This window comes from Telluria sp. LT2P80, from assembly GCF_059685955.1.
This window is the reverse complement of record NZ_JCASIO010000006.1, coordinates 166,347-191,933: the sequence shown is the minus strand read 5'-3', so window position 1 is coordinate 191,933 and position 25,587 is coordinate 166,347. Positions and strand designations below refer to the sequence as shown.

Annotated in this window: 24 protein-coding genes; 6 read left to right on the top strand and 18 right to left on the bottom strand. The window is 66.4% G+C overall.

The genetic code is table 11. From position 1 onward, the window contains the following. Positions 1-78: 78 nt before the first annotated feature. A complete protein-coding gene (locus AC56LW_RS16735; protein ID WP_499636184.1) occupies positions 79-3,222 on the top strand; it encodes a patatin-like phospholipase family protein in 3,144 nt (1,047 codons plus the stop codon). Here AC56LW_RS16735 and AC56LW_RS16730 read toward each other — a convergent pair. From AC56LW_RS16730 to pdxR, 7 genes are all read right to left on the bottom strand, one after another. Continuing rightward, on the bottom strand, positions 3,219-5,027 hold the full coding sequence (locus tag AC56LW_RS16730) for a tetratricopeptide repeat protein (protein ID WP_499636181.1): 1,809 nt from the start codon (positions 5,025-5,027) through the stop codon (positions 3,219-3,221). The two genes, AC56LW_RS16735 and AC56LW_RS16730, sit on opposite strands and share 4 nt — an antisense overlap. After that, complete coding sequence (locus AC56LW_RS16725) at positions 5,024-5,725, bottom strand: sensor histidine kinase (protein ID WP_332530562.1); 702 nt, start codon at positions 5,723-5,725, stop codon at positions 5,024-5,026. Before AC56LW_RS16725 ends, AC56LW_RS16730 begins: the two co-directional genes overlap by 4 nt. 116 nt (positions 5,726-5,841) lie before the next feature. Then, positions 5,842-7,536 (bottom strand): FAD-dependent 5-carboxymethylaminomethyl-2-thiouridine(34) oxidoreductase MnmC1, encoded by a 1,695-nt coding sequence (gene mnmC1 / locus AC56LW_RS16720; protein WP_499636178.1) that lies wholly within the window; start codon positions 7,534-7,536, stop codon positions 5,842-5,844. Continuing rightward, on the bottom strand, positions 7,502-8,113 hold the full coding sequence (locus tag AC56LW_RS16715; RefSeq protein ID WP_499636175.1) for a DNA-3-methyladenine glycosylase I: 612 nt from the start codon (positions 8,111-8,113) through the stop codon (positions 7,502-7,504). Before AC56LW_RS16715 ends, mnmC1 begins: the two co-directional genes overlap by 35 nt. 14 nt (positions 8,114-8,127) lie before the next feature. Further along, positions 8,128-8,631, bottom strand: a complete 504-nt coding sequence (locus AC56LW_RS16710; RefSeq protein ID WP_499636172.1) for a GNAT family N-acetyltransferase — start codon at positions 8,629-8,631, stop codon at positions 8,128-8,130. Then, the gene (locus AC56LW_RS16705) at positions 8,631-8,894 is read right to left on the bottom strand and encodes an antitoxin Xre/MbcA/ParS toxin-binding domain-containing protein (protein ID WP_499636169.1); all 264 of its coding nucleotides are present in this window, start codon (positions 8,892-8,894) and stop codon (positions 8,631-8,633) included. Before AC56LW_RS16705 ends, AC56LW_RS16710 begins: the two co-directional genes overlap by 1 nt. 28 nt (positions 8,895-8,922) lie before the next feature. Further along, positions 8,923-10,446, bottom strand: a complete 1,524-nt coding sequence (gene pdxR / locus AC56LW_RS16700; RefSeq protein ID WP_499636167.1) for a MocR-like pyridoxine biosynthesis transcription factor PdxR — start codon at positions 10,444-10,446, stop codon at positions 8,923-8,925. Between the two features lie 102 nt (positions 10,447-10,548). Here pdxR and AC56LW_RS16695 point away from each other — a divergent pair, with 102 nt between their 5' ends. Further along, the gene (locus AC56LW_RS16695) at positions 10,549-11,118 is read left to right on the top strand and encodes an FMN-binding negative transcriptional regulator (protein ID WP_499636164.1); all 570 of its coding nucleotides are present in this window, start codon (positions 10,549-10,551) and stop codon (positions 11,116-11,118) included. Here the strand turns inward: AC56LW_RS16695 and AC56LW_RS16690 are convergent. The 3 genes from AC56LW_RS16690 to AC56LW_RS16680 all read right to left on the bottom strand — a co-directional run bounded on the left by AC56LW_RS16690 (position 11,115) and on the right by AC56LW_RS16680 (position 14,349). Then, positions 11,115-11,744 carry a DUF4142 domain-containing protein gene (locus AC56LW_RS16690; protein WP_499636161.1) on the bottom strand — a complete coding sequence of 210 codons (630 nt, stop codon included), beginning with the start codon at positions 11,742-11,744 and terminating at the stop codon, positions 11,115-11,117. The genes AC56LW_RS16695 and AC56LW_RS16690 overlap by 4 nt on opposite strands. Before the next feature lie 192 nt (positions 11,745-11,936). Continuing rightward, the gene (locus AC56LW_RS16685) at positions 11,937-13,607 is read right to left on the bottom strand and encodes an acid phosphatase (protein WP_499636159.1); all 1,671 of its coding nucleotides are present in this window, start codon (positions 13,605-13,607) and stop codon (positions 11,937-11,939) included. Positions 13,608-13,878: 271 nt separating this feature from the next. Continuing rightward, positions 13,879-14,349: a GyrI-like domain-containing protein gene (locus tag AC56LW_RS16680; protein ID WP_332530571.1), complete on the bottom strand. Its 471-nt coding sequence runs from the start codon at positions 14,347-14,349 to the stop codon at positions 13,879-13,881. Between the two features lie 106 nt (positions 14,350-14,455). Here AC56LW_RS16680 and AC56LW_RS16675 point away from each other — a divergent pair, with 106 nt between their 5' ends. After that, on the top strand, positions 14,456-15,040 hold the full coding sequence (locus tag AC56LW_RS16675) for an O-methyltransferase (protein WP_332530572.1): 585 nt from the start codon (positions 14,456-14,458) through the stop codon (positions 15,038-15,040). 110 nt (positions 15,041-15,150) lie between these two features. Beyond that, positions 15,151-15,780: a head GIN domain-containing protein gene (locus AC56LW_RS16670; protein WP_499636156.1), complete on the top strand. Its 630-nt coding sequence runs from the start codon at positions 15,151-15,153 to the stop codon at positions 15,778-15,780. 3 nt (positions 15,781-15,783) lie between these two features. Here AC56LW_RS16670 and AC56LW_RS16665 read toward each other — a convergent pair whose 3' ends face one another. From AC56LW_RS16665 to cydD, 7 genes are all read right to left on the bottom strand, one after another. Then, entirely contained in the window at positions 15,784-16,122 is a 339-nt protein-coding gene (locus tag AC56LW_RS16665) for a DUF4326 domain-containing protein (protein WP_332530574.1), read from the bottom strand. Positions 16,123-16,167: 45 nt separating this feature from the next. Continuing rightward, complete coding sequence (locus AC56LW_RS16660; protein WP_258837273.1) at positions 16,168-16,488, bottom strand: ArsR/SmtB family transcription factor; 321 nt, start codon at positions 16,486-16,488, stop codon at positions 16,168-16,170. Positions 16,489-16,626: 138 nt separating this feature from the next. After that, the gene (gene cydX, locus AC56LW_RS16655) at positions 16,627-16,734 is read right to left on the bottom strand and encodes a cytochrome bd-I oxidase subunit CydX (RefSeq protein WP_183554018.1); all 108 of its coding nucleotides are present in this window, start codon (positions 16,732-16,734) and stop codon (positions 16,627-16,629) included. Positions 16,735-16,792: 58 nt separating this feature from the next. Further along, positions 16,793-17,950, bottom strand: a complete 1,158-nt coding sequence (cydB, locus tag AC56LW_RS16650) for a cytochrome d ubiquinol oxidase subunit II (RefSeq protein ID WP_499636154.1) — start codon at positions 17,948-17,950, stop codon at positions 16,793-16,795. 6 nt (positions 17,951-17,956) lie between these two features. Continuing rightward, positions 17,957-19,567: a cytochrome ubiquinol oxidase subunit I gene (locus AC56LW_RS16645; RefSeq protein ID WP_499636153.1), complete on the bottom strand. Its 1,611-nt coding sequence runs from the start codon at positions 19,565-19,567 to the stop codon at positions 17,957-17,959. A gap of 42 nt (positions 19,568-19,609) precedes the next feature. Next, on the bottom strand, positions 19,610-21,400 hold the full coding sequence (locus tag AC56LW_RS16640; RefSeq protein WP_499636150.1) for an amino acid ABC transporter ATP-binding/permease protein: 1,791 nt from the start codon (positions 21,398-21,400) through the stop codon (positions 19,610-19,612). Next, positions 21,397-23,082: a thiol reductant ABC exporter subunit CydD gene (gene cydD, locus AC56LW_RS16635; RefSeq protein ID WP_499636148.1), complete on the bottom strand. Its 1,686-nt coding sequence runs from the start codon at positions 23,080-23,082 to the stop codon at positions 21,397-21,399. Before cydD ends, AC56LW_RS16640 begins: the two co-directional genes overlap by 4 nt. Before the next feature lie 288 nt (positions 23,083-23,370). Here cydD and AC56LW_RS16630 point away from each other — a divergent pair, with 288 nt between their 5' ends. Beyond that, entirely contained in the window at positions 23,371-23,943 is a 573-nt protein-coding gene (locus tag AC56LW_RS16630; protein ID WP_499500596.1) for a GbsR/MarR family transcriptional regulator, read from the top strand. Positions 23,944-24,024: 81 nt separating this feature from the next. Then, the gene (locus AC56LW_RS16625; RefSeq protein ID WP_499636145.1) at positions 24,025-24,597 is read left to right on the top strand and encodes a hypothetical protein; all 573 of its coding nucleotides are present in this window, start codon (positions 24,025-24,027) and stop codon (positions 24,595-24,597) included. Here AC56LW_RS16625 and AC56LW_RS16620 read toward each other — a convergent pair. Then, a complete protein-coding gene (locus tag AC56LW_RS16620; protein ID WP_499636142.1) occupies positions 24,536-25,558 on the bottom strand; it encodes an alpha/beta hydrolase in 1,023 nt (340 codons plus the stop codon). The two genes, AC56LW_RS16625 and AC56LW_RS16620, sit on opposite strands and share 62 nt — an antisense overlap. Between the last annotated feature and the right edge of the window lie 29 nt (positions 25,559-25,587).

Genomic DNA, 25,587 nt, shown 5'->3' with positions numbered 1-25,587 from the left:
GTAGCGCACGCGCATGAACCGTGCTGAACTGACCGGGCGGCCACCCTTCCCGGCCGATCAGTTCAGCCGGAGCGCCCCATGCTACCCAGTGACCTGTCCCACCTGACGCCATCGCAGGTCGACGACCTGCGCCGCAAGCTGGCTGCCGCCGGTTGCCAGCCGCCTCCCAACCCCGGCACGATCAGCGAACTGCACGATGCGTTCGCGCTGCTGCGCCGCCGGCACGGCCTGGCGCCGTCCAATGCCATCGATGCCGATACCCTGCGCTGCCTGGACCTCGATGCCGGCCTGCTGTTCGGCGAAGTGCTGCGCGACGAACTCGATCTGCTGCGGCCCGCCAGCAGCGAGGCACTCGACGCCGGCGTGCCGCCCGACCGCGTACGCCTGTGCGCCCGCGCCCACGGCGGCATGCTCACCGGCCTGGCCCTGTCCGGCGGTGGCGTACGCAGCGCCACGTTCGGGCTGGGCGCCCTGCAGGCGCTGGCGCGCTGCCGCCTGCTGAGCCGCATCGACTACCTGTCCACCGTGTCCGGCGGCGGTTTTGTCGGTGGCTGGCTGGCGCGCTGCCTGCACGCGCATGGCAACGACATCCACGCGCTCGAAGCCCTCCTTGCGCCGCCGGCCGGTAGTGGCGAGGCGCCCGAGCTGCGCTTCCTGCGCCAGTACAGCAACTACCTCTCGCCGCAGGGCGGCATGTTCAGCGCCGACACCTGGACCCTGCTTGGCATCTATGTGCGCAACACGGGCCTGAACCTGACGATGCTGGTGGCCTGGCTGTGCGCCCTGCTGCTGTTGCCGCGCTTTGCCGTCTGGGGCGTGCACCGGGTCGTGGGACCTGGCGGGCCATGGGCACGTCTGGGCGACGCCGCCTGGATCGCGGGCGTGCTGCTGTTCTTGTTTGCCGTGTTCTGCATCGCGCTGTCGATTTCCAGCAAGCCGGCAAGTTCGCGCGGCCGGCGCCGCTTTCCGCTGTCCCAGGGCGCGGTACTCTGGTGCATCAACTTGCCGCTGCTGCTGGCGGGCTTTCTCGGCAGTCTCGCCGTATGGCGCCATGGCGGCGCGACGCCGGCGACACTGCTGCCACCGCAACTGGCAGCGCAGCCGCAGTGGCTGCTGGCGCCGGGCGTGGTCTACTTCATGGTCTGGGCCTGCGGCTGGTACCTGGCGCACGACCGCGTCAGTTCGTACCGGGGCGCGGGCTACACCGTCTGCGGCGCCAGCGCCCTGGCGGTGCTGCTGATCGTGCTCGACGCCACGCGCACCTTCGCACCGGCGATGCTGGCGTGGCTGCCGGACGGCGGCGCGCAGCTGTCGTGGTGGTTGTGCGGCTTTGTCGCGCTGGTGCTGCTGCTTGCGCTCTGGCTGGTCATGTACACGCGCCTGCGCGCCGACCCGCCACTGCGCGACCTGACGCGCGCGGAGCTGGGCGAAGGCCTGTCGCACTTCGCCTGCGCGATGGGCGCGCTCACGCTGGGCACCGTGCTGCTGCTGTGCGCGCTGGCGCTGCTGCCGGCACCGGATGCGCATCCGCTGGTCAACAACGCGATTGCGCTGGCCACCTTCGGCATGCCATCGATGATGGCGCTGTTCGCCGTCACGATGAACCTGATGATCGGCCTGGTCGGCCGCCAGTACAGCGACGCGAGCCGTGAATGGTGGAGCCGCCAGGGCGCATGGACTGCGATCTTCGCGCTCGGCTGGCTGGCCGTCCACGGCGTGTGCTTCTTCTTTGCGCCGCTGCTGCACTGGGCCTGGCTCACCTACGCGCCGTGGTCCAACCTGGGCACGCTGGTCGGCTGGCTGGCGATGACCGCCTTCGGCTTGAAGGCCGGCAGCGGGGGCGCCACCGGCGCCCCCGCCGCGCGCGACCCGAAGCTCGAACTGGTTGCGCGCCTCGCGCCGTACGTCTTTACGATCGGGATCTTCGCGCTGCTCGGCAGCCTGGTGCAGCTGACGGTGGCGCGCCCGCGCGTGGACTGCCCGCATGCGACGCTTGCCTGCGTGTTCCAGGCACACGCCGCCGCCACGCTGGCCACCAGGGGATCGACGCTGCTGATGGCCTTTGCCGGCTTTCTCGGGGCCGCACTGGTGCTCGGCTGGCGCGTCGACATCAACAAGTTTTCGCTCTACATGCTGTACCGAAACCGCGTCGTGCGCGCCTGGTTCGGCGCCGCCAACCGCGCACGCCGGCCGCACCCGTTCACCGGCTTCGATCCGGGCGACGACATGCTGCTCGCCGAACTCAAAAACGCGCGTCCGTACCCGATCGTCAACACCGCGCTGAACCTGGTGGATGGCGAAGAACTGGCATGGCAGACCCGGCGCACCGCGTCGTTCGCGTTCACGCCGCGCTGGTGCGGCTATGAGCAAGCAGGGGCTGGCGGCGGCTGCTACCGCCCCACCGCGGCCTACGCCGCGCACGCCGGCGTCGGCCTGGATGATGACGCCGGCGTGCGGCTGGGGATGGCGGTGGCGCTGTCGGGCGCTGCGGCCAGTCCGCACATGGGCGCGCATTGGTCGGCGCCGCTGAATTTCCTGATGACGATGTTCAATGTGCGCCTGGGGCGCTGGTGTCCGAACCCGGCGCGCACGACCTGGACCAGTTCATCCCCGCCCATTGGCCTCTTCAGCCTCCTGGCCGAGCTGTTCGGCCAACTGGATGCCGACGCCGGCTACGTGCACCTGAGCGATGGCGGCCACTTCGACAACCTGGGCATCTACGAACTGGTGCGGCGCCGCTGTCGCCTGGTGATCGCGGTGGACGTCGGCAGCGACCGCGATCACGCCTTCGAGGACCTGGGCAACGCGATCCGGCGCTGCGCCACCGAGCTGCACGTACGGATCGACCTGGATGTGGCGCGCCTTGCCATCGCGCCGGCCAGCGGCATGTGCAGCGCCAGCTGCGCCGCCGGCAGCATCTGCTACAGCCAGGCCGACGGCGTTGCCGGCGACGGCGTGATCCTGTACGTCAAGCCGGCTATCGTCGGCAGTGAAAACGCCGACCTGCTCAATTACCGCAAGCTGCATCCCGATTATCCGCACGAGAGCCTGGCCGACGGCTGGTTCGATGAAGCGCGTTTCGAGAGCTATCGCGCGCTGGGCGACCACGTGCTGGCGGGCGCGCTGGGGGGCGCGGCGCAGGCGGCGGCGCTGGCCGATGGCGGTTGTGATCTTGAAAAGCTGTGCGCGGAATTACTGCGCAGGCACGGGCCGGCGCGCTAAGAGAAGCGGTTGCTGTGTGTCGGCTTGGCCGCCGGAGCTGGTTCGGGCGACACATCGGCCACGGCTTCTTTCTGGTCGGCAGCATCCACCGGCGAAGGCGGCGCCGCCGGATCGGCTTTCGGCCGCAAACCACGCAACTGCTCCATCAGCTGCGCGAAGCGCTGCTGTCCCGGTTGCAGCCGGTCGACATGTTCGAGCACCATGCGCGCCTCGGTGTCGAGTTCCTCGTCATAGCCTTCCTGCTGCATGTGCGAGATCGAAATCTGCACCGCGTTGAACAGCACGCGCACATTGTCCGGAACCCGCTCGCGCGCCATGCGCATCCACTTGACGGCGTCAGGCAGCTTCCCGCTCTTCCACAGCACGACGCCCTGGTTCATCAGGTCCACCGCTTCCTTGCGCGCGGCGCGGATGATGGCCGCGCCCTCTTCGCTCAGACGCGCCTTGTCGAAGATGGCCTGGACCTCATCCTGCAGCAGGTTGTTGTCGTGGTTGTTGCGCACCACGTGGGCCAGCACCTCCCCCGGCGTGTCCTTGACGCCCACCGCAAACAGCAGGATCGCCATCTCGATGCAGATCGCCGTGCCGGGGCGCTTGGGGTCCGCACCCAGCATCGTCTCGAGCTCGTCGCCGGCGCGGCGCGCGTTGCGGTAGTCGCCGCTCTCGTGGTGGATCAGGCCTTCGGTGATCTTGGCGCGCAGCGCCATGTCGTCGTGGTCGCCGCCGAAGTCGCGCTGGGCCAGTTGCAGCAGTTGCAGCGCATCCTTGGTATTGTTTTTCAGACCGCATACGCGCGCCAGACCAAGGTAGGCGTCGGGCGTCTTGCGGATCGAGTACTCGCCAATCACCAGGCACTTGCGAAATGCCTTTTCGGCCAGCGCGACATTGCCCAGCTTGAGCGCGGCCTGGCCCAGATTCCGCTGGCGCGGCACCGAGTTGGGCGAGAGCTTGGCCGCGCGTTCCAGGATCGCAGCAGCTTCGTCGTGCCGCCCCAGGCCCTGATAGGCCTGCGCCAGCTGGTCGTAGGCGTCGATGTAGTGGCGGTTCTCGGCGATCACGGTCTGGAACATCTGGCGCGCCTGCTCGAAGTCGCCATCGGCCAGGCGGATCTTGCCCAGCCCGGCGCGCGCCCAGTGGTATTCGCGCTGGCCCAGCACCTGCTCGTACACGGCGCGCGCCAGCGCCGGCTGGCCGCTGCGCTCGAGCATGCGCGCCTTCATGCGCAGCAGCTCGATCACATGCACGCGGTTGGCGGCGATCTGCTCGTCGCACAGGGTCGCCGCGCGCAGGTAATCCTTTTCCATGAAGGCCTGGTCGATCAGGCGGAAGATCTGCTTGCGGCGCCACACGCGGTTCAGGCGCGAGAGCAGCACGCCTTCGGTGATCGGCTTGACCAGGTAAGCGTCGGGCTGGTGCTCGGCCGCGCCCATCACCGACTCGACGCTCTTTTCGGCCGACACCATGACGAACACGCTCGACGGCAGCAGCAACTGGCGGATGCGCGCTTCTTCCAGCACCTGCTGGCCGTTCTTGCCTTCGCCCAGGTTGTAATCGCACAGCACGACGTCGTAGCGCGTCTTGGTCAGGAGACTCATGGCTTCGCCACCGCTCGAGGCCTGGTCGATATTGCGCGCGCCCAGGCTGCGCAGGCTTTCGCGCAGCAGCTGGCGGATCCCGGCAAAGTCGTCGACGATCAGGTAGTGCTTGCCGGCCCAGTCGATCTGTTCGAGGACCTTGGGCAGCGCAGGCGCGGGGGCGGCCGGCGATGTGGCGGGTGTCTGCACCAGCACAGCAGGCATGGTCATGGCAGCGTCAGGATGAAGCAGCCGCCACCCAGCTGGCCGCCGTTCTCGAGCCGCACGGCGCCATGGCGCCCGCGATGGTGGTGCATGCGCGCCACCTCGCTCGAAAAATACAGGCCCAGGCCCGCGCTGTTGGTGGCGAAGTTGACGCCGATGTCGCCGCTCCCGGGTGCACCCGCCGCCAGCAGGGCTGGCGGAAAACCGGCACCATTGTCTTCGACGCGGATCTCGAACTGGCCATCGACGTCGCGCGCAGCCAGCAGGATGCGGTCGCGCGTGTAGTGCAGCGCGTTATTGACTGCATGCGAAACCACCCCGACGATCAGGTCTTCGTCGACGTGGGCAATCAGCTCGGGATCGACATCGAGTTCGAGCCGGATGCCACGCGAGTCGAGCAGCACGCGCGAGAGCGCGACGACCTGCTCGACGACCTGTCCGACTTCGAGTGGCTGCGCATCGAACGGGTAGCCGGGCTTGCCGACCTGCTTGTAGAGCGCGAGGAGTTGCATCAGGTTGTCGTTCAGGCGGCGCGTCTGGTACAGCATCTGCCCCATCTGGCCATACGCTTTCTCGGTCTCGGGCGTGGCGCCGTCGAGCAGCCGCTCGAGCGTGCCGGACAGCACGCTGATCGAGTTCTTCATGTCGTGCGCAGTCACCGCGAGAAACAGGAACAGCTCGGGCGAATGTGGTGCATCTTCCATCGCGGACCAGCCTCCTTCTGCGGTTAATAGTTGCTACCGGTAAATTATACCGGCTCGACCAGCACAGTCTGGACGCGATTGCCGAGGATGAGCGCACATTTGCGGCAACGCAACAGCTAGAGGTCGTCCACGTTGCTGACCGGCTGCCGGGCGCCGCGCCGTGCGCGCAGCACGAAGCGGGCCGGATCGAGCGCATCGACCAGCGTCATCTCCAGCGGCAGCGGCTCGCCTTCCAGCTGCGCCGCCAACAGCTCGGCCGCCAGCGGCGCCCAGATCAGGCCACGCGAGGCATAGCCCAGGAGGCCGTACAGTCCCGGATGGCGCGGCACGTCGCGCAGGCGCTCGGTGCTGCCGGCGGCGGCGATATCGGGCAGGCGGCCCACGAGCGGCAGGCGATCCGGCGCCACGCAGCGAAAGCCCACACGGCCCGCCAGTGGCGCGTCGTCAGCCGCAAGCGGATCGGACACCAGCGCGCGCAGGCGCGTCACGTTTTCCAGCTGGCTGCTGGCGCGCAGCGCAGGATCGGCATCGAGATCGTACGTCGCGCCGGCGCACAGCACGCCCTGCGCGGATGGGGTCAGGTAGGCTTCGCGGCACAGCACCAGCGGCAACTGCGGCGCCGCGCCCTGCGGCAAGTGCGTGACCTGGCCCCGCAAGGCCTGCAGCGGCAGATCGGCGGTCAGCGCCATGCGGCGTGCACCGGCGCCACTGGCCAGAACGGCCGTCGGGGCCGTGGCCAGCACGGCGCCATCGGGCGCGCGCGCCAGCCAGGTGTCTTCGCTTCGCTCCAGCGTTACATCACCGGCGCCGAAATACCGCGTCAGGCGCGCGCCGCATGAGGCCAGCAATGCCTCGCAGACACTGCCCGGCCGCGCCCAACCACCTTGCGGGAACAGCCAGCCGCCGTCCGGCGCCGGCAGGCCAAGCAATGCTTCTGTTTCCGGGGATTCGAGCCAGCGCGCGAAATCAGGCGGGACGCTGCCATCGTTCGCGATAGCGCGCGAGACCGCCGCGTGATCGGCGTCGCGGGCCAGTTGCAGCACGCCGCAGGCGGCGCCATCAAAGGCCTGGCCGACGCCGCCCAGCTGCTCCCACAGGCGCAGCGCGTACAGGTAGGCGGCGCGTGTCAGGCGCGTCGGGACGTTGTCGTCGCGCGAGAGCAGCGGCATGAAGATGCCGGCCAGGTTGCCCGACGCTTCCAGCGCTACCCCGGGATGCCGCTCGATCAGCGTGACTTGCCAGCCGCGCGCGCACAGGCGCGCCGCCAGCGCGCAGCCGGCCAGACCCGCACCCAACACCAGCGCGTGACGAACCGGTTGTGGCGTGACGGGCAGGCGTGGTTTGCGGCTGGTAAACACCGCATCATTCTGGTTCTCGAACACGAAGCCTTGCGCCGCCAGCGCTTGTCTCTGCGCGTCATCCAGGCCGGTTGCGTTCAGACGCGCGCCGAGTGTCGTCAGGCGCGCCAGCGGTCGGGCAAAGGCACTGCCAACAGGATCGTGCAGCCGGATGCAGTCCAGGTGCGCATTGAGTTCGGCCAGCGCGCTCTCGAGCGGTGCGGCCAGCAGGTCCAGCGTGATGCCGGCTTCTGCTTGTGGGATGCGGTGAAAGCCTGGCTGCAGATTGAACGCCAGTGCCACGATGTGCAGGTGCTGCGGACGCTGCGGGTCGGCGCGCCAGGCCGCGATCAGGGCGGCGACACGTGCGCCATCGCCATGATTGCTGTCGAACACGGTGTAGCGCGTGCGGCCACGCCAGTGGTCCTGCATCGGCATGTCAGCGCCGTGTGCGACAGATGCAGTCGCGATCATGGTCGTCCACCATGCCGATGCCCTGCATATAGGCATACACGATGGTCGAACCGACGAACTTGAAGCCGCGCTTGCCCAGGTCTTTCGACAGGTGGTCGGACAGTTCGGTGCGCGCCGGGCGGGCGCCGTCCGGCCAGTCGTTGACGATCGGCGCGCCGTCGACGAAGTCCCACAGGTAGGCGTCGAGCGTCAGGCCCTGCTCGCGCATGGCCAGGTAGGCGCGCGCATTGGTGATCGTCGCCGCCACCTTGAGGCGGTTGCGCACGATGCCGGGATTGGCCAGCAGTTCGGCCTTCTTGTCGTCGCCGTAGGCCGCAATCTTGTGCGCATCCCAGCCATCGAAGGCGACGCGGTAGGTGTCGCGCTTGTTCAGGATGGTTTCCCACGACAGGCCGGCCTGCGCGCCTTCGAGATTGAGCATCTCGAACAGCGTGGTTTCATCGTGGCACGGCACGCCCCACTCGTTGTCGTGATAGGCGATGTAGCGTGGGTTGGCCATATTGGCCCAGGAGCAGCGGGTGATGGTATTGGCGGTATTGGCGGTATTGGCGGTATTGGCGGTATTGGCGGTCGGCATGGCACGAGTATAGATCAGGCTTGCGTAACGACCGCTGTGTGGTGCTTGATCGTCAGATCGAGCAGCGCGACCATCTCGCCCTCGTCGTCGATGTCCGTTTCGACGAAGCCAAAGCTGGCGTAAAAACGCGATGCCACTGCGTTGCCGGGGATATAGCTGATCCAGACCCTGGTGGCTGCCGCATCGCGCCGGATCTCATCCAGCAATAGGGTCAGCGCAGCGCGACCATGTCCCTGGCCCTGATGACGCTGATCGATCATGAAACGCCAGATACCGTATTCGCCGTGTTCATCGTCGCCATCCAATGCCACGAACATCATGAAACCAATGACGTCACGATCGATGCAGATGGCACGCGTGTGGTAGTTCGAATGAAAGCTGGCCTGCGCGATCGAATAAGAATTGGAGGCCAGGAACGCACGCTGATGCGGATGCAGCTCGAGCTCCGCCACCGTCTCGAAGTTATCTTTCGTGACCGGGCATAACGCCACTGCCCGGCTGGAAAATGCGTTCGCCATTACCTGGCGCCGCGTAGCGGCATCGTGCGCAGGCGGGCCAGCACATCATCGATGCGGCCGGCAGCGACCAGCTGCGCAGGCGTGCTGTCGCCAAGCTCCGGCTGGGGCGTGGTCATCCAGGCGTCGGCAGCGTCGATGCTGCCGAGCACCTGGCGCACCTCGTGCATGACCGCGTAATGGGTCTGGGCCTTGCGCGAATGGTCCTGGAAGCGGGCCTGCAATGCGCTGATGTTGTCGGGAGAAAGACGTTCGGGATCGGTCATGATGTGGGTCTCGGTAGCGTTGACGGCATCATACCTTGCCGCGGCGCGCGCTTGCCGGCCACTGTGCTTCGATCACCTTCGCCAACGCCGTCACGCCGCGCCGGATATCCGCCGGCGGCACTGCCGAAAAGCCCAGCAACAGCCCCGGCGCCACCGCGCAGGCCGGCGTGGCCGCGGGATTCGCAAAATACCCGAGCGGGCGCAGTTCGATGCCGGCATCAAGCGCCGCCTGCGCCACACGGGCTTCCAGCGGAATGCGGCCACGCTCGTCAGGCAGGAAGTGCGTGCACAAGTCCAGCCCCGCATCGGCCAGGCCACAGCGCAAGCGTTCGTCCAGACGGTCGCTCAGCGCCGCCATCAGCGCTGAGCGTCGTTCGGCATACGCGTCGCGCGTGCGCCGGATGTGGCGCATGAAGTACCCTTCCCCGATGAAGTCGGCCAGTACCGCCTGCGGCAGGATCGCGCCCTGCCGGTCGATCAGTGCTTTTGCGCGCGCGAGCGGTTCGGCCAGCGCCGGCGGCGCGACGACGTAGCCGAGCCGCAGCGCCGGAAACAGCACCTTCGAGAACGTGCCCACGTAGATCACGCAACCGGCGCGGTCGAGGCTTTGCAGCGACGCCAGCGGCGGGCCGGTGTAGCGGTACTCGCTGTCGTAATCATCCTCGATCACCCAGGCGCGGTTGGCGGTCGCCCAGCGCAGCAGTTCGAGCCGGCGCGCGAGGCTCATCGTCACGCCCAGCGGCAGCTGGTGCGACGGGGTGGTGAACACCATGCGCGCGTCGGGATAATGCAGCGCGCCGTACGCCACATCCATCCCTTCGTCGCTCACCGGCACGGTGCACAGGCGCGCTCCGGCCACCTGCATCGGCGCGCTGGCTCCCTGGTAGCCGGGCGACTCGAGCCAGACACCGTCGCCGGGCGCGAGCAGCAGTTGCGACAGCAGATACAAGGCCTGCTGCGAACCGGACGTGATCACGATCTGCGCCGGTTCGCACACGACGCCGCGCGAAGCGCGCAGGTAAGCGCACAGCAGTTCGCGCAGCGGGGCGTAGCCGTTGGCGGCGCCATAGCCGAGATAGGGACCGGAACGATACGCGCGCCGTAACTGGCGCGCTTCGAGCTTGCGCCACAGGTCGAACGGAAACAGGTCCAGGCCCGGCATGCTGGGGCGAAAAGCGCGCGGCGGACCATCGCGCAACGGCGCCCGGCCCATGGCGGTGGCCATGGCCGCGCCGCGTGCCGGCAATGCCCGTAGCAGGCCATCGGTCCGTGGCGGCCTGCGCGCAAGCGGCAAGGCTTCGTCGACAAACGTGCCCTGACCCACGCCGCCACGCAGATAACCTTCGGCAGTGAGCTGATCGTAGGCAGCCAGCACGGTCTGGCGCGATATCCCCAGCGCGACGCACAGCGTGCGTGTGGCCGGCAGGCGTGCGCCGGGGGCCAGCGTGCCCTGCAGGATGGCGTCTTTGAGCCGTGCGTACAGCTGGCGAAACAGGGGGATCTCACCGCTGCGTTCAAGCGGCGTAGCGGCAATCAGGTCGTGGGCATGCATGGTGGGCAAAATCGTATTGGTACGCCCATCTTTACTGTAATTGGCTATTTTGGAAAGCCAATTTGTAGCCGAGGATACGGGTCTACTCTGGAGACACATTGCATGTATTGCCCTGCCCGTTTTGCCCAGCCTGACAGCACCAGCCTGCACGACCTGATTGCCGCCCACCCGTTGGGCATGCTGGTGACGCACAGCGACGGCCTGCCGGACGCCGATCATCTGCCATTTGATGTGTACGCCAGCGAGGGGGTGCTGCGCACGCATGTCGCGCGCCGCAATCCCGTCTGGCAGCGCGACGGGCAGCAGGTGCTGGTCGTGTTTCGCGGACCATCGGGGTATGCCACGCCGGACCGCGTGGAAAAAGAGGAAACGGGGGGCCGCGTGGTGCCCACGTGGATCTACAACGTGGTGCACGTGCACGGACGGCTGCGCACGATCGACAAGCCGGTCTGGCTGCTGGCACAGGTGACGCGCCTGACCGACCGCATGGAATGCACGCAAGCTGCGCCATGGGCGGTGAGCGACGCACCGGCCGATTACATCGACGCGATGCTGAACGCCATCGTCGGCATCGAAATCGTGATCGAACGGATTGAAGGGAAATGGAAAACCGAGCCGGCGCCAAGGGTACGGACGACCTCTGGCGCCGGCCCGGTCAATGCCAAATCTTAGTGGCTGGCGCCGGTATGGCCTGCGGCGCCCGAGCTGCCGGTGCTGCCCATTTTGCCGCTAGCAACTTGCTCGGCGTGCTTCAGGTGCTCTTGCACGACCGGGATGGTCTTGTCGACCTGCCCCTTGACGTCAGCATCCTTGGCCGCTTTCGAGGCTTTTTGCAGCTTGGCCAGCGTGTCCTTGTGCGCTGCCACGCCGCCCTGCTTCGTGTAGGCCTTGTCGAACGCGTCGCCGTTTGCCTTTTCCAGCTTGGCGGCCAGCGCCTTGTGCTTGGCGTCGAGTTCAGTCGGCAGGGTCACGCCCTTCGATTGTGCCAGAGTCTGCACTTCGGTCAGCGCCTTGCCATGGTCGTCGACCATTTTCTGTCCGAACGCTTTCACATCGGCATTCTGGCTCTTGCTTTGCGCCATTTTGCCCATTTCGACCTCAGCCATGTTCGACATCGCCATGTCCATGATGGCCTTGCGATCGGCAGCGGTCAGCTTGGCCGTGCCACTGGCGGTGGTGGCGGTCGCGCTGGCGCCCATCTGGGTGGAGGCGGTTTGCGCCTGCGCGCCAACCGAACCGAACATGGCTGCTGCGACTGACACGGCCAACAGGCGCTTGATGAGTTGAGTTTTCTGCATGGTGTATCTCCTGGTTCTTGACATTGTGTATGTTTGGTCGATTCAAGACTGCTTGTCGAACCCGTCGTTACGACGGTTATCAACGAAACAACATCGAGTAAGCGGACTGTATACCTGCGTCATTGTTACCAGCGCTCGATAGCCAATAGGAAACTTTCAATCAAAAAAGCCAGCCTGATGGCTGGCTTCGTATCATCGGAATTGCAATGTTGCCGTCAGATCGCCCGGCGGACGGGCCCCGCGCCCTTCGAACGCGGCGTTACGCAAGGCCAGGCCTTCCAGCAGCGGCAAACCGTGCAGGCGCGTGATGAAGCGCAGTACCGAGGTCGTGTCATAGAAGTTGTGGTCGACCGCGCCCCGCTTGGCGTGCGGCGACACCACGATCGCCGGGATGCGCGAGCCCGGGCCCCAGCGGTCACCCTTCGGCGGGGCCACATGGTCCCACCAGCCGCCGTTCTCGTCGAAGGTAATCACGACCACCATGTCTTTCCACTGCGGTGATTTTTTCAGGTGCTCGATGACGTTGGCGACATGGGCGTCGCCCGATTCGATGTCCGAGTACCCGGCGTGCAGGTTCAGGTTGCCTTGCGGCTTGTAGAACGCGACCGCCGGCAGCTTGCCGGCAATGACGTCGGCAATGAAGCGGTTCGAGATCGGGCTGTCGCCCAGGCCGCCGTCACGCAAGTGGTCGGCGCGCGCCTTCGTTCCCGGGGCGAACTGCCTGAAGTAATTGAATGGCTGGTGGTGGTACTGGAAGTTGGGCTTCTGGCCGGCGCCGCGGCCATCGAGCGCCGCTTGCTGGCCGCCGCCATACCAGGCCCAGCTCACACCGCGTCGGGACAACAGGTCGCCGATCGTGTCGTAGGTTTGCGGCGGCAACACGCTGGCATCTTGCGGGTCGGCGTGCAGCGGGTTGCCATCGACGGCCGGGCGGACCCAGCTCGGCTGGTATGGCGGCGCCATCGTGTTGACGGCGTAACCGTCGGGCGTCATCGCGCCGTTGCGCACGACCTTGGGCGGACCACCCAGCGCCGAGGCCGGTGAATCGGGTTGCAGCGCCAGGCGCACGCCCTGCGGGCCATCGGCCAGCACCGCAATCTTCGACTTGGCCGCCGTCTGCGCAGCATGAAAGTATTCCGGCACCCGCCCGCTGATCAGGAACTGGTGATTCAGGTACGAGCCGCCAAAAGCGGCCATGAAGAAGTTGTCGCACAGCGTGAATTCGCGCGCGATCTGCCACAAGCCGAGGTTCTTTGATGTTTCGCCGTAATAGCCCATCACCATGCCACCAGCATCGGACCACGCGGCAAAGCCGTCGTTGCGCCCGCCATTGATCTGCATCTGGTTGTGATAGAACTGATGCACCAGGTCGCGCGTGACGATGGACTCCGGCAGCGGCTTGCCATCGCCGTCGGTCAGCTTGAACGGCGCGTTCGGCAGTCTGGTCAATTGCTTCTCGTCGATCAGGTATTCCTTGCCGCCGATATTCTGTCGGCCCGGCACCATGCCGCCCCAGATTTTGGGCAGGGTGGGCAGGACCGAACCATCGCGGTCGCGCTGCTGCAGGCGCGCCGCAGGTACACTTGCGAGAGGCTCGGCCAGCCCGGGAAAATCGGCAAACAGGTTGTTGAAGCTGCGGTTTTCCAGATAGATCACGACCACGTTCTTGACGTGGGCGCGCAGTTTGGCGTCGAGCGAACTCCTGGCTGGCGCCTTCGCCGCGGTGGGCGCTGCGCTTGCGACACCGGGCAGCGTGCCGGCGCCGGCCACCACGCCAGCGGCCGCGGCGGCCTGGAAGATGCGCCTGCGCGCGGGATTGCCTGGCTGGGTGGACGCGTCCGGTCCGGAATCTTGCTCGTGCACGTATTGCTCCTGTCGCTGGCGGTCAAGGCGACCGCAAAGCAGGCATTATCCGTGTACTTTACAAAGGGAAACAAGCAAGAGAAAACGAATTCGTCCGGATCGTCAAACGGTTGTCACATTTAAGCAGCACAATGCAAGTGCTCCTTGGGAAGGGAACGCGGCAGCGCAAGCTGCCCTACCGGCGCCGGCGGTCGGGAAATATACCGGCACCAATTTACAGAGATGCACCCCACGACACGGCCCCGACGCGGGCCGTGTCCTTTATTTCAGTTCAACCGTACAGCGGCACGAGGATGTCGTAGGCATTGTCCGGCCGCGCGCCATCGTCGACGGTCGGCGTGTAGCGGCGGTCGTACCGTTCGAGGCGAATCCCCTCTTCATCGGCTTCCATGCCCAGTTGCTCCATCGCCGCCGTGCCGGTCACACGCGAGGCTTGCGCATGCACCATCGGGCCGCGGTGCGTCATCAGCGCGTAGCGGCGTGCCGGCACCTGGATACCGATCATGCCGGGCGGGAGTTGGTCGAGGTCAGCGACCTCGACGGCCACGCATTCGACCTGCTCACCATCGTCCCGCCGCAGCGTCACGCCATAGCGGACACCGTTGTGCTCGCCCAGTTCAGCTTCACGGGCGAGGAATGCTTTCCAGACCTCGGGCAATTCCGTTTCCGGTGCTGAAGCTGGCACAACTGCGGGTAGCCCGGCGAGCTTCATTTCAGGTAGTGTGATGGTCGAGATGTGCATGATGTGGACTTCTAAAGAGACGAAAAGATTATAGGCTTATCGCTTCGGCAATATTAGCAACGTCGCAATCGTGCGCCTCGATTCCCGGACAAAATGGAGACAACCGTTGACCACTTCACTTAAAGCCCTGCTGAAAGAACTGGAAACCTTCGGCGCCAGTCACGATGCGGCCCACGATGACCGTGCCAGCCGCCTGCTCAACATCACCCACGATACCGGCGAGTTCCTGGCCGTGCTGGTGCGCGCGATGGGTGCACGCCGCATTCTCGAGATCGGCACATCCAACGGGTACTCGACGCTGTGGCTGGCCGATGCGGCCGCAGCGCACGATGGTCTCGTCACGACGGTCGAACTCTCGCCTACCAAGGTCGCGATGGCGCGTGCCAATTTCGTGCGCGTCGGACTGCAGGACCGGGTGCATCAGGTCGAAGGCAACGCAGGCGACGTGCTGGCCGGCGGCGCCGATGCGGCGTTCGACCTCGTCTTTCTGGATTCGGAGCGCACCGCCTACCTGGCCTGGCTGCCGCAGATCGAACGCGTGCTGCGCCCGGGCGGGCTGATCGTGGTGGACAACGCCACCTCGCACGCACAGGAGTTGGCGCCGTTCATGCAGGCGCTGCGCTGCGCGCCGGGCTGGAGCACCAGTCTGGTCGGGGTCGGCAAAGGCCAGTTTCTCGCCACGAAACACTGAATACGGCGTCTGTGCAGTTCAGCCCCCGTTTCTTGCAATCCATCGCAAGTTCGGGGCCAGGGGTGGATGTCGTGCCTAGAATGGGCTCCATCAACTCACTGGAGAACATCATGAAACGTGCCGTCATCGTCGCCTTTCTGTCGCTCGCATCCCTCTCGATCCAGGCCGCCGAACAGGTGCGCAGCGTGACGCCGTTCAAGACCATCGATTCACAGGGCCCGGTGAGCCTGGTGGTGGAGGTGGGCAAGGCGTACTCGGTGCGGGTCGAGGGCAACCAGAAATTCATCGACCGTGTGAAGACCGACGTCGTGAATGGCGAATTGCGCCTGTCGTTCGCGGACAGGAACAGCAAGAACGTCAATATCGACGATGCCGAACGGGTGGTGGTCACCATGCCCGAACTCACCAGCTTCCGCGGCGAAGGCGCCGGCCTGATGATCCTGAATAATGTGCGCACCGAACGCTTCGACGTGAACTACAGAGGCGCCGGCAGCCTGCAAATGAACGGCAAGGTCGGCCAGTTGCGCCTGAATGCCGAGGGCGTGGGCGAAGTCGACGCCAAAGCCCTGATCGCGCAGGATGCCGATGTGACCTTCCGCGGCATCGGCGACGTGAGCGTGCATGCCACCAACAAGCTCAATGCCAGCGTCCAGGGCCTGGGCAACCTGAGGTATTACGGCAAACCGACATCGGTGAGCAAGTCGGTTTCGGGCATCGGCAACGTCACCGCCGCCAAATAACCATCAAGCATTGACGAGATCGATCAGTACCTGCGCATGACACGGCGTGCCCGGCCGGCACCAGCATGCCAGGTCATGGCCGCGCAGTGTCGCATGTGCCTGTTGCGCCACCTGCTGCCCAGCCGGATCGATCTGCAGCCACAGGCGATACGCCGCCACCGCTTCTTCGACCGTCGGCATCGCGATATAGCGCCCGGCCGGCGTGCCGGGCGCCAGCTCGGGCAGCACTGAAAATGGATTGCCCCACTTGCCAGGCCGCGCCACGGAGATCGTGTTGGGCGGCATGCGCCAACCTTTCCTGCGGCTCAGTTGCACCCGTTGCGGCGTGGTGGTTGACGTCATGGTGATCCTCGTCGATGGCGGCACCGGCAATTCCGGCATCGACGATCATACCGTCGCCAGACGCTCCTGCATCGACTGTGCACCTGCGTTGCCGCAGGTAGCGGACAGGAACTCCATCAAGCCCTGCAAGGTCTCCACGCGCGCGCGATAAAAGATGAAGCGGCCCTGCTGGCGCGGCGCGACCAGCCCCGCGTGCGTCAGTTCCTTCAAATGGAATGACAGGGACGATGCCGGCATATCGAGGGTTGCTGCAATATTGCTTGCGGACTGGCCCTGGGGGCCGGCCTGCACCAGCAGCCGAAACGCGGCGAAACGGGATTCCTGGGCAAGCGCGGAGAGTGCAACGATGGCGAGATTGGTTTGCATGCGGTCATTCAAGGTTCGATTCAACGGTCCCGGACGCTTACACCGCCGGGCCACCGTTCGAATACTGTCGAATGACTTTGACAGGGTGATGACATGGGGGCGTGCCAGCGCAAATCAGCGACGCCGGCACGCCCGTTGTCACGCTTGCTGGCGCTGCGCGTCGTCCATCAGCTCGTACCACATTGCATTGAGGACGGCAAAGGCAGCCGCGAGCGGCAGGCCGAGTAGCCAGGCGAAATACCACATGATGAAGTCCTTTCTGGTTGCGTTGTTTGTTACGTTGTTCGTGCGGTCATTCGTTCAGTTAATACGCGTGGCTCTTGCCGCCGCTGATGTCGTCTGGCACCACCTTGCCCCACAAGACCTTGTAGACCCAGCTCGTGTAGGCCAGGATCAGGGGCAGGAAGATGCAGGTCGCAACGAGCATGATGAACAGCGTCAGGTGGCTCGACGACGCATCCCACACCGTCAGGCTGGCCTGTGGCTGGATCGACGATGGCAAGATGAACGGGAACATCGATGCGCCCACACTGAGCACGATGCCGGCGATCGACAGGCTCGACGTGAGCATGGCCACACCTTCACGTCGTCGCACCAGCGCCATCAGGGTCAGCAGCGCACCGACGATGCCGGCTGCTGGCGCCAGCTGCGTCCATGGATGCGCAGCGTAATTGGCAAACCAGCTGCCCGCCACGCCCGCCTCGACAGTCTTGAACAGCGGATTGGACGGGCCGGTCGTCACCACCGCGCTCGTAATGCGATAGCCATCGACAAAGCCCCACAGCAGCACGCCGGCCACGGCGTACAGCACCACGGTGGCAATCGCGGCGCGGATGCCCCAGGCACGCGCACGGGTGGCCACCAGCCCGTCGGTCTTGAGCACCAGCCAGGCCGCACCGTGCATGACGAGCATGGCCACCGACACCAGGCCGCACAGCACGGCAAACGGATTGAGCAGGGCAAAGAAGCCGCCCTCGTAGAAGATCTGCTGATCGGGCGCGAGGCGGAACGGCACGCCCTGCAGCACGTTGCCCATCGCGACGCCGAAGATCAGCGCCGGCACGAAGCCGCCGACGAACAGGGCCCAGTCCCAGGTCGCGCGCCAGGCGATGCTGTCACGCTTGCTGCGGTATTTAAAGGCGACCGGCCGCAGGATCAGCGCCAGCAGCACGGCCGCCATCGCCAGGTAAAAGCCCGAGAACGAGACCGCATACAGCTGCGGCCAGGCCGCGAAGATTGCGCCACCGCCCAGTACGAGCCAGACCTGATTGCCTTCCCACACGGGGCCGACGGCGTTGATGACGACCCGGCGTTCCAGGTCGGTGTTGGCGACAAATGGCAGCAAGGTACCGGTGCCCAGGTCAAACCCGTCGGTGACGGCAAAGCCCACCAGCAGGATGCCCAGCAGCAGCCACCAGATGATGCGCAGCGTGTCGTAGTCGAGAAGCGTATGAAGAATCATGGTGTGTTACTCCGCAGTGATCATGGGCGCAGTGCGCATTGCCGGCGTGGTGCCGATCAGTGGGCTGTGGGTGCCCGGCGCGTGGGCAAGTTCGTCTTCCGGCCCCTTGCGAATGGCCTTGAACATCAGTTTCATTTCCACGACGAGCAGGATCGTATACAGCACGACAAAACCGATCAGGGTCGTCAGCACGGTCTGGATGCCAAGGTTCGACACTGCGACGGCAGTCGGCAGCACGCCCTCGATGGCCCATGGCTGGCGCCCCAGTTCGGCGACGACCCAGCCGGCTTCGGCGGCGATCCATGGCAGTGGGATCGACCACACGGCCACCTTCAGCAGCCACGGATACGCGTCCAGGCGACGGCGCGCCGACAGCCAGAAAAACACCGCCGTGAGCACGATGAAGAACATGCCCAGGCCCACCATGATGCGGAACGACCAGAACAGCGGCGCGACCTGCGGCACGGTATCCAGGGCCGCTTGCCGGATCTGCGCTTCGCTGGCCTGGCGCGGATCTTCCACATAGCGCTTGAGCAGCAGCGCGTAACCCAGCACTGCGCTGTGCTCTTCAAAGCGCGCCTGCAGGGCCGCCGGCACCGGGGCGCGGCCGCCGAGCGCACGAATCTCTTCGAGTGCGCCGTAGGCCACGATGCCCTGGCGCACCCGCACCTCGGCCAGCTTGACCAGGTCACTGATGCCGGGGATCTGGTTCGACAGCGAGCGCGTGCCGATCAGGCCCATCGCCCACGGAATGTGGATCGCGTAGTGTGTCTCGCGCGCGTTCTGGTCGGGAAAGCCAAAGGCGGTAAAGGCGGCCGGCGCCGGCTGCGTCTCCCACATGCCTTCGATGGCAGCGAGCTTCATGTGCTGGTGCTCGGTCGCCAGGTAGCCGCTTTCGTCACCCAGCACCACGACCGACAGCGAGGCCGCCAGGCCGAACGACGCAGCCACCGTCATCGACCGCTTGGCCAATTCGACATGGCGGCCCTTGAGCAGGTACCAGGCCGCAATGCCCAGCACGAACAGCGCCGCGATCACATAGCCGGCCGACACGGTGTGCACGAACTTGGCCTGGGCCACCGGATTGGCCAGCACCGCGCCAAAGTCCGTCACTTCCATGCGCATTGTCTGCGGGTTGAGCGTGGCGCCGATCGGGTTCTGCATCCAGCCATTGGCAATCAGGATCCACAGCGCCGAAAAGTTGGTGCCAAGGGCCATCAGCCAGGTCACGGCCAGGTGCTGCACCTTCGACAGGCGATCCCAGCCGAAGAAGAACAGGCCCACGAAGGTCGCCTCGAGAAAGAACGCCATCAGGCCCTCAATCGCCAGCGGCGCGCCGAACACGTCGCCCACGTAGTGGCTGTAGTAGCTCCAGTTCATGCCGAACTGGAATTCCATCACGAGGCCCGTCGAGACACCGATCGCAAAGTTGATTCCGAACAGCACGCCCCAGAATTTGGTCATCTGGCGCCAGATGGAGCGCCCGGTCATCACATACACGGTTTCCATGATGGCGATGAGCATCGACAACCCCAGCGTCAGGGGCACAAACAGAAAGTGGTACAGCGCCGTCAAGGCAAACTGCAGTCGGGAGAGCCCGACAACGTCGAGATCCATGGTGAATCCTTTCTTCTTGAATACGTCAGTGGTTGGTTATTTTTAGTGTTGACGCAGCGCGCTCAGCGCCGCATCGAATGCAGGGGTGCCACGCCGCAGGTCGGCGTCGATGCGCCCGTCTTTCATCACGAGCAGCCGGTCGGCCAGCGCGGCTTCGCGCCGCAGATGCGTTGCCACCAGCAGCGTGCGGCCGCTCGCGTGCCGCGCCAGGCGTGCCAGCACATCGGCTGCAGTGGCGCCATCCAGCGCCTCGGTCGGCTCGTCCAGCAGCCAGAAATCAGCCTGGCGCAACAGCAAGCGCGCCAGCGCCAGGCGGCGCGACTGGCCGCCCGACAGGCCAAGACCGCCCTCGCCCAGCAGGGTGTCGAGGCTCTGTGCGAAGCCGCGCACGTCCTGCTCCAGGCCGGCGGCATGCAGTGCGGCCCACAATTGCGCGTCGGTGGCGCCGGGATCGGCCAGGCGCAGGTTGTCGCGCAAGCTGTCGCAAAACAGCTCGGTGCGCTGGGTCAGCCAGGTCGCAGGCCGCGCCCATACCTGGCCCGCCTGGGCGGCCAGCTCACCGGCCGCCAGCGCCAGCAGCGTCGACTTGCCGACACCGCTGCTGCCCACCACGGCAACCCGCTCGCCAACGGCGATGTGCAGATCGACCGCATGCAGGGCCGCGCCGGTGCGGCCGGGATGGAACACGGTGGTGGCGTGCAGCATCAACGCCGTGCCGGCGGCGGCAGGCGTTGGCACCGCTGTGTCGGCCTGCTGGCGCAGACGCGGGGCCACGCGGCGCATGGCGAGCCAGCTGCGGCCAGCCTCGATCGCGCCGCGCCGCAGTGCGGCAAACGGTTCCAGCGCCGCCAGCGCGATCAACAGCGCCAGCGCCGCGGCAGGTGCGCCCAGCTGCTGCACCTGCGTCTGTATGTGTTGCACCTGCTGCTGCACCGGATGCGATGCCACTTGCTGCGCCAGCGCGCCCACTGCCAGCAGGACGGCGGCGACGGTGACGTGGCCACCGACCGCGTACAGCCAGCCTGCGCCGGTGTCCAGCCGGTGCAGCGCAGCGTCATGGCGCGCCAGGGTCATGTCGAGGCGCGCCAATTGCGCGCACTGCGCCGGCAGGCGGCCGGCCAGCGCCAGGTCGGTCTGGCCAGCGACCAGGTCGATCGCCTGGGCGCGCAACCGTTCCAGCGCCCGGACGCGGCGCAGCGCCAGCGGCCGCGCCAGGCGCGCCACGAGCAGGGTCACGCCCCAGCCGACCACCAGCAGCCAGCCGAACATCGCCAGGCCGAGGCGCCAGTCGAGGTTCGCCAGCACCAGGCCGGCCAGCAGCGCTGCGCCGCAGGCCGCGCCAGCTGGCACGATCAGGCGCAGATAGACCGATTCGAGGGCATCGATGTCGCCCGTCAGGCGAAACAGCAGGCGCGACGGCCAGCGCAGCAGCGCCCGTGCGGCATCCGGCGTGGCCCAGCCACGAAACAGCCGCTCGCGCAGCGCGGCCAGTACGCCAAACGTGGCGTCGTGCGTCACCGTGCGCTCGGCATAGCGGCCGAAGGTGCGGCCCAGGGCCAGCAGGCGAATCGCCGCGCTCGGCACGAACACATTGAACATGACGGCGCTGCCGGCCAGGCCGGCCAGGGCCGCCGAGGTGATGAACCAGCCCGAGGTGCCCAGCAGCGCCATCCCGGCCAGCACCACCAGCGTCGACAGAAGCGCACCCAGGGCCAGGCGCCGCCCGCCAGTGCGGATGAACAGGGACAGCACCGGCTGCAGGTCGTTGTTGCGTTTTGTTTCTTTGTCGCGCTGTGTTTCTTTGCCACGCTTTGTTTCTTTGCCACGTTTCATGCTGCGCTCCGTTGGATCAGTGGTTCGCCAAGGCGCACGACGCGGCCCAGGCGCGCGGCCAGTGCCAGATCGTGGGTGGCGACGATCATGGTGCGGCCCTGCGCCAGTTGCAGCAGCGCGTCGATAACGCCGGCGGCTGTATCGCGGTCGAGGTGGGCAGTGGGTTCGTCAACCAGCAGCAGGCCGGCGTGCGGCGCGCATATCGCGCGGGCCAGCGCAAGGCGCACCAGTTCGCCGCCCGACAGGCCAAGGCCGCCCTCGCCCAGGCTCTCACCCGGCGTCGCGTGCTCGATCTGGCCAAGGCCCGCGCGTCCCACGGCACGGCTGACGGCATCGACCGTCACGCCATCGCGCTCTAGCGCCACGTTGGCGCGCACCGAACCGGCAAACACATGCGGCTTCTGGCCGATCCAGGCCATGCGCGCGCGCAGGCCGGCAGCCGACCCGGCGTCCAGCGGCACACCGCCGATGCGCACGGTGCCGCTGTCAAATGGGACGAGGCCCGCGATGATCGACAGCAGCGTGGTCTTGCCACTGCCGCTCGGGCCGACGAGCGCCACGTGCTCGCCAACGCGCACATATACATCCTGGTTGTCGAACAACGGCGTTTCGGCCGGGTGCGCAAAGCGCAGGCACTCGATATCGACCGATGGCGCGCGGCCAATGCGCAGCGCCTCGTCCGGCCCTTGCAGCGCGCCCGGCAACGGCAAGCCGGCCGCCTGCAGCTTGTCCAGTGCCTCGAGCGCTGCTTCGCCAGCGGCCTTGTCGTGCCACACCGCAGCCAGTTCGCGCAGCGGTTCGAAAAACGCCGGCGCCAGCAGCAGCACGAACAGGCCTTCGGCCAGCGTCAACCGGCTGCCCCAGCTGCCCGGCCCGATTTCGCCGAGCAGGTGGAAACCCACGTACACCGCCACCAGCGCCACGCCCAGCGCCGAAAACAGTTCGAGCGCGGTCGACGACAGGAAGGCGATGCGCAGTACGCGCATCGTGCTGGCGCGGACTGCTTCGCTGGAAGCCCGTACCCGCCGGGCGGTAGCGTCGACAGCGCCCAGCGCGCGCAGCGTCGACAGGCCGCGCAGCCGGTCGAGCAAAAAGCCGCTCATGCCGCCGACCAGTTGCAGTTGCGCTTCGCTGGCAGCCTTGGCGCGCCAGCCGATAACGGCCATGAACAGTGGAATCAAGGGCGCGGCCAGCACCAGGATCAACGCGGCAAGCCACGAAAAGTGACAAACCACGAGCGCAATGACGGGTGGCACCAGCAGGACTCGCATGCGCGCCGGCCCGTAGCGCAGCAGCCATGGCAGCACCGCTTCGGCCTGCTCAGCGACGATGCTGGCGGCCTGGCCGGATGGCAGGCGCGCACGGTCCAGTGGCGAGCGCGCGGCAAGGGCTTGCACGGCTGCCTGACGCAAGGCGGCAAGCTGGCTGCGCGACACGGCGAACAAGCGGCGTGCACCCCACGCTTCGCTGCTGGCGCGCAAGACGCCAAGGGCCAGGAATGCCAGCGCCGGCAGCAGCATGTCGGCCAGACCAGCGCCCTGGGCCAGGCGCCCCACTGCATGCGCCAGCAGCGCCGCCTGCGGAATCCACAGCAGCGCCGCGCCGCTCATCGCCAGCGTGGCGCCACGCGCAGGGCCAAGGCCTGTAAGCAGTGCCGGGCGGCGGGGTTGGCTGCGGTGCATGGTGGTTCTCCAAACGTTGTTGCAACAAAGCGGCAGACGTACGGGGGCCATGGCCATCAGCGTAGGACGGGCCCCGGAATAAACTTTTTGTATTTTCTAGAACTTCAGAAATTTCGGAAGGTGAATGGATTATGCGCTGAAACTTCTGGTTTGTCTGTAATGGGTGACCAGGTTAGTCGGGAATTACGAACGTATTAACAACAATGGCGGCAAACACGTGCATGCGTGGTACGTGTCCGGGTGACGTGGGATAATTCACCTTTCACAAGCATCGAAAAGTTCGCAACCATGACGCCACTTGTCCAAACGTTTGTCAGTCACTTCGGCGAGATGGGCAGCCGCTGGGGCATCAACCGCACGGTGGGGCAAATCTATGCCCTGCTCTTCGTTTCTGAAGAACAGCTGCATGCCGACGACATCGGCGAAAAACTCGGTATTTCGCGCTCGAACGTGAGCATCGGCCTGAAAGAACTGCAGTCGTGGGGCCTGGTGCGCCTGTCGCGCATTCCGGGCGACCGCCGCGAATACTTCACGTCGCTGGGCGACGTGTGGGAAATCTTCCGCGTGGTCGCTGCCGAGCGGCGCCGGCGCGAAGTCGCCCCGACGCTGTCGGTACTGCGCGAGTCGCTGATGGCCAACGCCAATCACCCCGAAGACAAGTTCGCGCAGGAGCGCATGCGCGAGATGCACGAGCTGGTCGACCTGGCCAACAACTGGTTCGACGACCTGCAGCGCCTGTCGCCCGAGTCGATGGCGCAATTGATGAAGATGGGTTCCAAAGTCCAGAAGCTGCTCTCGGCCAAGGACCGCCTGTTCGCTGCCAAAGACGGCAAGGCGCCGAAGCAAACACCGGAAGAATAAGGCGGTCGGCAGAGCCGTGCTCGCCTCTTTCGGCCGACCGGCTAGACTGGGCTTTTCCTTTTTCTCTTACCAGTCCAGTCCATGAATATCGCTTGTATCGCCTGGGGCTCGCTGCTCTGGAAACCCCAGGGCCTGAAGCTCGCCTCCGGATGGCATCCGGGTGGCCCCGCCATGCCCATCGAATTTGCCCGCCAGAGCGACGACAGTCCCGAACTGGCACTCGTGCTGTGCGACAGCGCGCGCCTCATGCCCACCTACTGGGCCTACGTCGCCACCGATGACCTGGATACCGCCCGCGCCATGCTGTTCGCGCGCGAAAAGATCAGGGCTGCGTTCCCCGAGTGGGTCGGCAGCGTGCCGACGCAGGATGGCGCAGAAGACAATCCGCGCGTGGCCGCCTGGCTGCGCGCCAAGGGCATTGACGCCGCCATCTGGACCGCGATCCCGCCGAAATTCAATGGCGTGAGCGGCCGCGTGCCGACCGTCGACGAAGCCGTGGCATGGCTGGACAGCTGCAGCGGCGCGCAGCGCGACGCCGCCGAGGATTACATCCGCCGCACGCCGGCCCATATCGACACCGCGTACCGGCGCATCATCGCGGCGCGCCTGGGCTGGCACCCGCTGCGCGAAGCGCATGTGACGCAGATGCGCTGACCGGCGCGATGCGTTGCCGCACCCACGCCTGCGCATGCGCCAGCGTCACCCTGGCCATCGCGGTCGGAAAATGAATGAAACCATGTGGCGCTTCGGGCGCCACGTTCAGTTCGACGTCGGCCACCTGCTGCCAGCGCTGCGCCATGCGCAGCGTGTCGTCGAGCAGCGGATCGCCGCTCCCAACGATCATCAGCGCCGGCGGCATGCCGGCCAGTTCGCCGAACAGCGGTGACAGCGGCGGCTGGCGGCGCGCGACGTCGTCCAGGTCGGGCGTGAGCCTGCGCAGTCCGGCCAGCATGCGCGGCCCGTCGAGCACCAGCGTTTCGGGCCCTGCCCTGCGCACGCTGTCGGTGCCGGCCATATCGTAGACGCCGTAGTACAGGACGGCCCCGGCGATGCGCGCCAACAGCGCCGGCCAGGCCCGCAGCCCTTGCAGCGTGGCCGCAGCCAACTGCGCGCCCGCCGATTCGCCGACCACGATCACCGGCAAGCCGGCATGGTCGGCATGGTCTGGCAAGCCGTCCTGCAACAGCCAGCGCGCCGCAGCCAGACATTCTTCCATCTGCTCGTGCACGGAGGCGCGCGGCGCCAGCCGGTAATCGACCGACACCACTGCCAGGCCACAGCAGCTGGCGAAGGCCGCATTGAACGCATCGTTCATGGACGCATTGCCGACCACCCAGCCGCCGCCGTGGATGTCGAGCACGATGCCGGCCACCGGCCCGCGCGGGCGGATGATCCGGACCTGCACCTGCACTCCCTCCAGCCCCACCATGCGCGTCTCGACCTGCAGGCCAGCGCGGCGCAGCTTGCGGTCAGCGCCGACCTGGGACAAGCGCAGCAAGCCCTGCACAAGCGGCGGCATGAAGCGGTGGCGCGATCCGAAGCGCGGCGCGCGCGCAAGCCGCGCATTGAAGCGTTTTGCTTCGTTCAGCGTGGCGTCGTCAAAGGTCAATGGCATCGGCGTTTCTGAAACATGGCGTATGAGAA

What these genes read in the sequence shown, in the direction of transcription:
- pdxR (WP_499636167.1), bottom strand. Translation starts at nt 10,446, where the DNA reads ATGCATGCCCACGACCTGATTGCCGCTACGCCGCTTGAACGCAGCGGT.
- AC56LW_RS16660 (WP_258837273.1), bottom strand. Translation starts at nt 16,488, where the DNA reads ATGCAAACCAATCTCGCCATCGTTGCACTCTCCGCGCTTGCCCAGGAA.
- AC56LW_RS16625 (WP_499636145.1), top strand. Translation starts at nt 24,025, where the DNA reads ATGAATATCGCTTGTATCGCCTGGGGCTCGCTGCTCTGGAAACCCCAG.
- cydB (WP_499636154.1), bottom strand. Translation starts at nt 17,950, where the DNA reads ATGATTCTTCATACGCTTCTCGACTACGACACGCTGCGCATCATCTGG.
- cydD (WP_499636148.1), bottom strand. Translation starts at nt 23,082, where the DNA reads ATGCACCGCAGCCAACCCCGCCGCCCGGCACTGCTTACAGGCCTTGGC.
- AC56LW_RS16665 (WP_332530574.1), bottom strand. Translation starts at nt 16,122, where the DNA reads ATGACGTCAACCACCACGCCGCAACGGGTGCAACTGAGCCGCAGGAAA.
- AC56LW_RS16670 (WP_499636156.1), top strand. Translation starts at nt 15,151, where the DNA reads ATGAAACGTGCCGTCATCGTCGCCTTTCTGTCGCTCGCATCCCTCTCG.
- AC56LW_RS16715 (WP_499636175.1), bottom strand. Translation starts at nt 8,113, where the DNA reads ATGCCGACCGCCAATACCGCCAATACCGCCAATACCGCCAATACCGCC.
- AC56LW_RS16640 (WP_499636150.1), bottom strand. Translation starts at nt 21,400, where the DNA reads ATGAAACGTGGCAAAGAAACAAAGCGTGGCAAAGAAACACAGCGCGAC.
- AC56LW_RS16620 (WP_499636142.1), bottom strand. Translation starts at nt 25,558, where the DNA reads ATGCCATTGACCTTTGACGACGCCACGCTGAACGAAGCAAAACGCTTC.
- cydX (WP_183554018.1), bottom strand. Translation starts at nt 16,734, where the DNA reads ATGTGGTATTTCGCCTGGCTACTCGGCCTGCCGCTCGCGGCTGCCTTT.
- AC56LW_RS16680 (WP_332530571.1), bottom strand. Translation starts at nt 14,349, where the DNA reads ATGCACATCTCGACCATCACACTACCTGAAATGAAGCTCGCCGGGCTA.
- AC56LW_RS16630 (WP_499500596.1), top strand. Translation starts at nt 23,371, where the DNA reads ATGACGCCACTTGTCCAAACGTTTGTCAGTCACTTCGGCGAGATGGGC.
- AC56LW_RS16735 (WP_499636184.1), top strand. Translation starts at nt 79, where the DNA reads ATGCTACCCAGTGACCTGTCCCACCTGACGCCATCGCAGGTCGACGAC.
- AC56LW_RS16690 (WP_499636161.1), bottom strand. Translation starts at nt 11,744, where the DNA reads ATGCAGAAAACTCAACTCATCAAGCGCCTGTTGGCCGTGTCAGTCGCA.
- mnmC1 (WP_499636178.1), bottom strand. Translation starts at nt 7,536, where the DNA reads ATGATCGCGACTGCATCTGTCGCACACGGCGCTGACATGCCGATGCAG.
- AC56LW_RS16710 (WP_499636172.1), bottom strand. Translation starts at nt 8,631, where the DNA reads ATGGCGAACGCATTTTCCAGCCGGGCAGTGGCGTTATGCCCGGTCACG.
- AC56LW_RS16705 (WP_499636169.1), bottom strand. Translation starts at nt 8,894, where the DNA reads ATGACCGATCCCGAACGTCTTTCTCCCGACAACATCAGCGCATTGCAG.
- AC56LW_RS16725 (WP_332530562.1), bottom strand. Translation starts at nt 5,725, where the DNA reads ATGGAAGATGCACCACATTCGCCCGAGCTGTTCCTGTTTCTCGCGGTG.
- AC56LW_RS16695 (WP_499636164.1), top strand. Translation starts at nt 10,549, where the DNA reads ATGTATTGCCCTGCCCGTTTTGCCCAGCCTGACAGCACCAGCCTGCAC.
- AC56LW_RS16645 (WP_499636153.1), bottom strand. Translation starts at nt 19,567, where the DNA reads ATGGATCTCGACGTTGTCGGGCTCTCCCGACTGCAGTTTGCCTTGACG.
- AC56LW_RS16730 (WP_499636181.1), bottom strand. Translation starts at nt 5,027, where the DNA reads ATGACCATGCCTGCTGTGCTGGTGCAGACACCCGCCACATCGCCGGCC.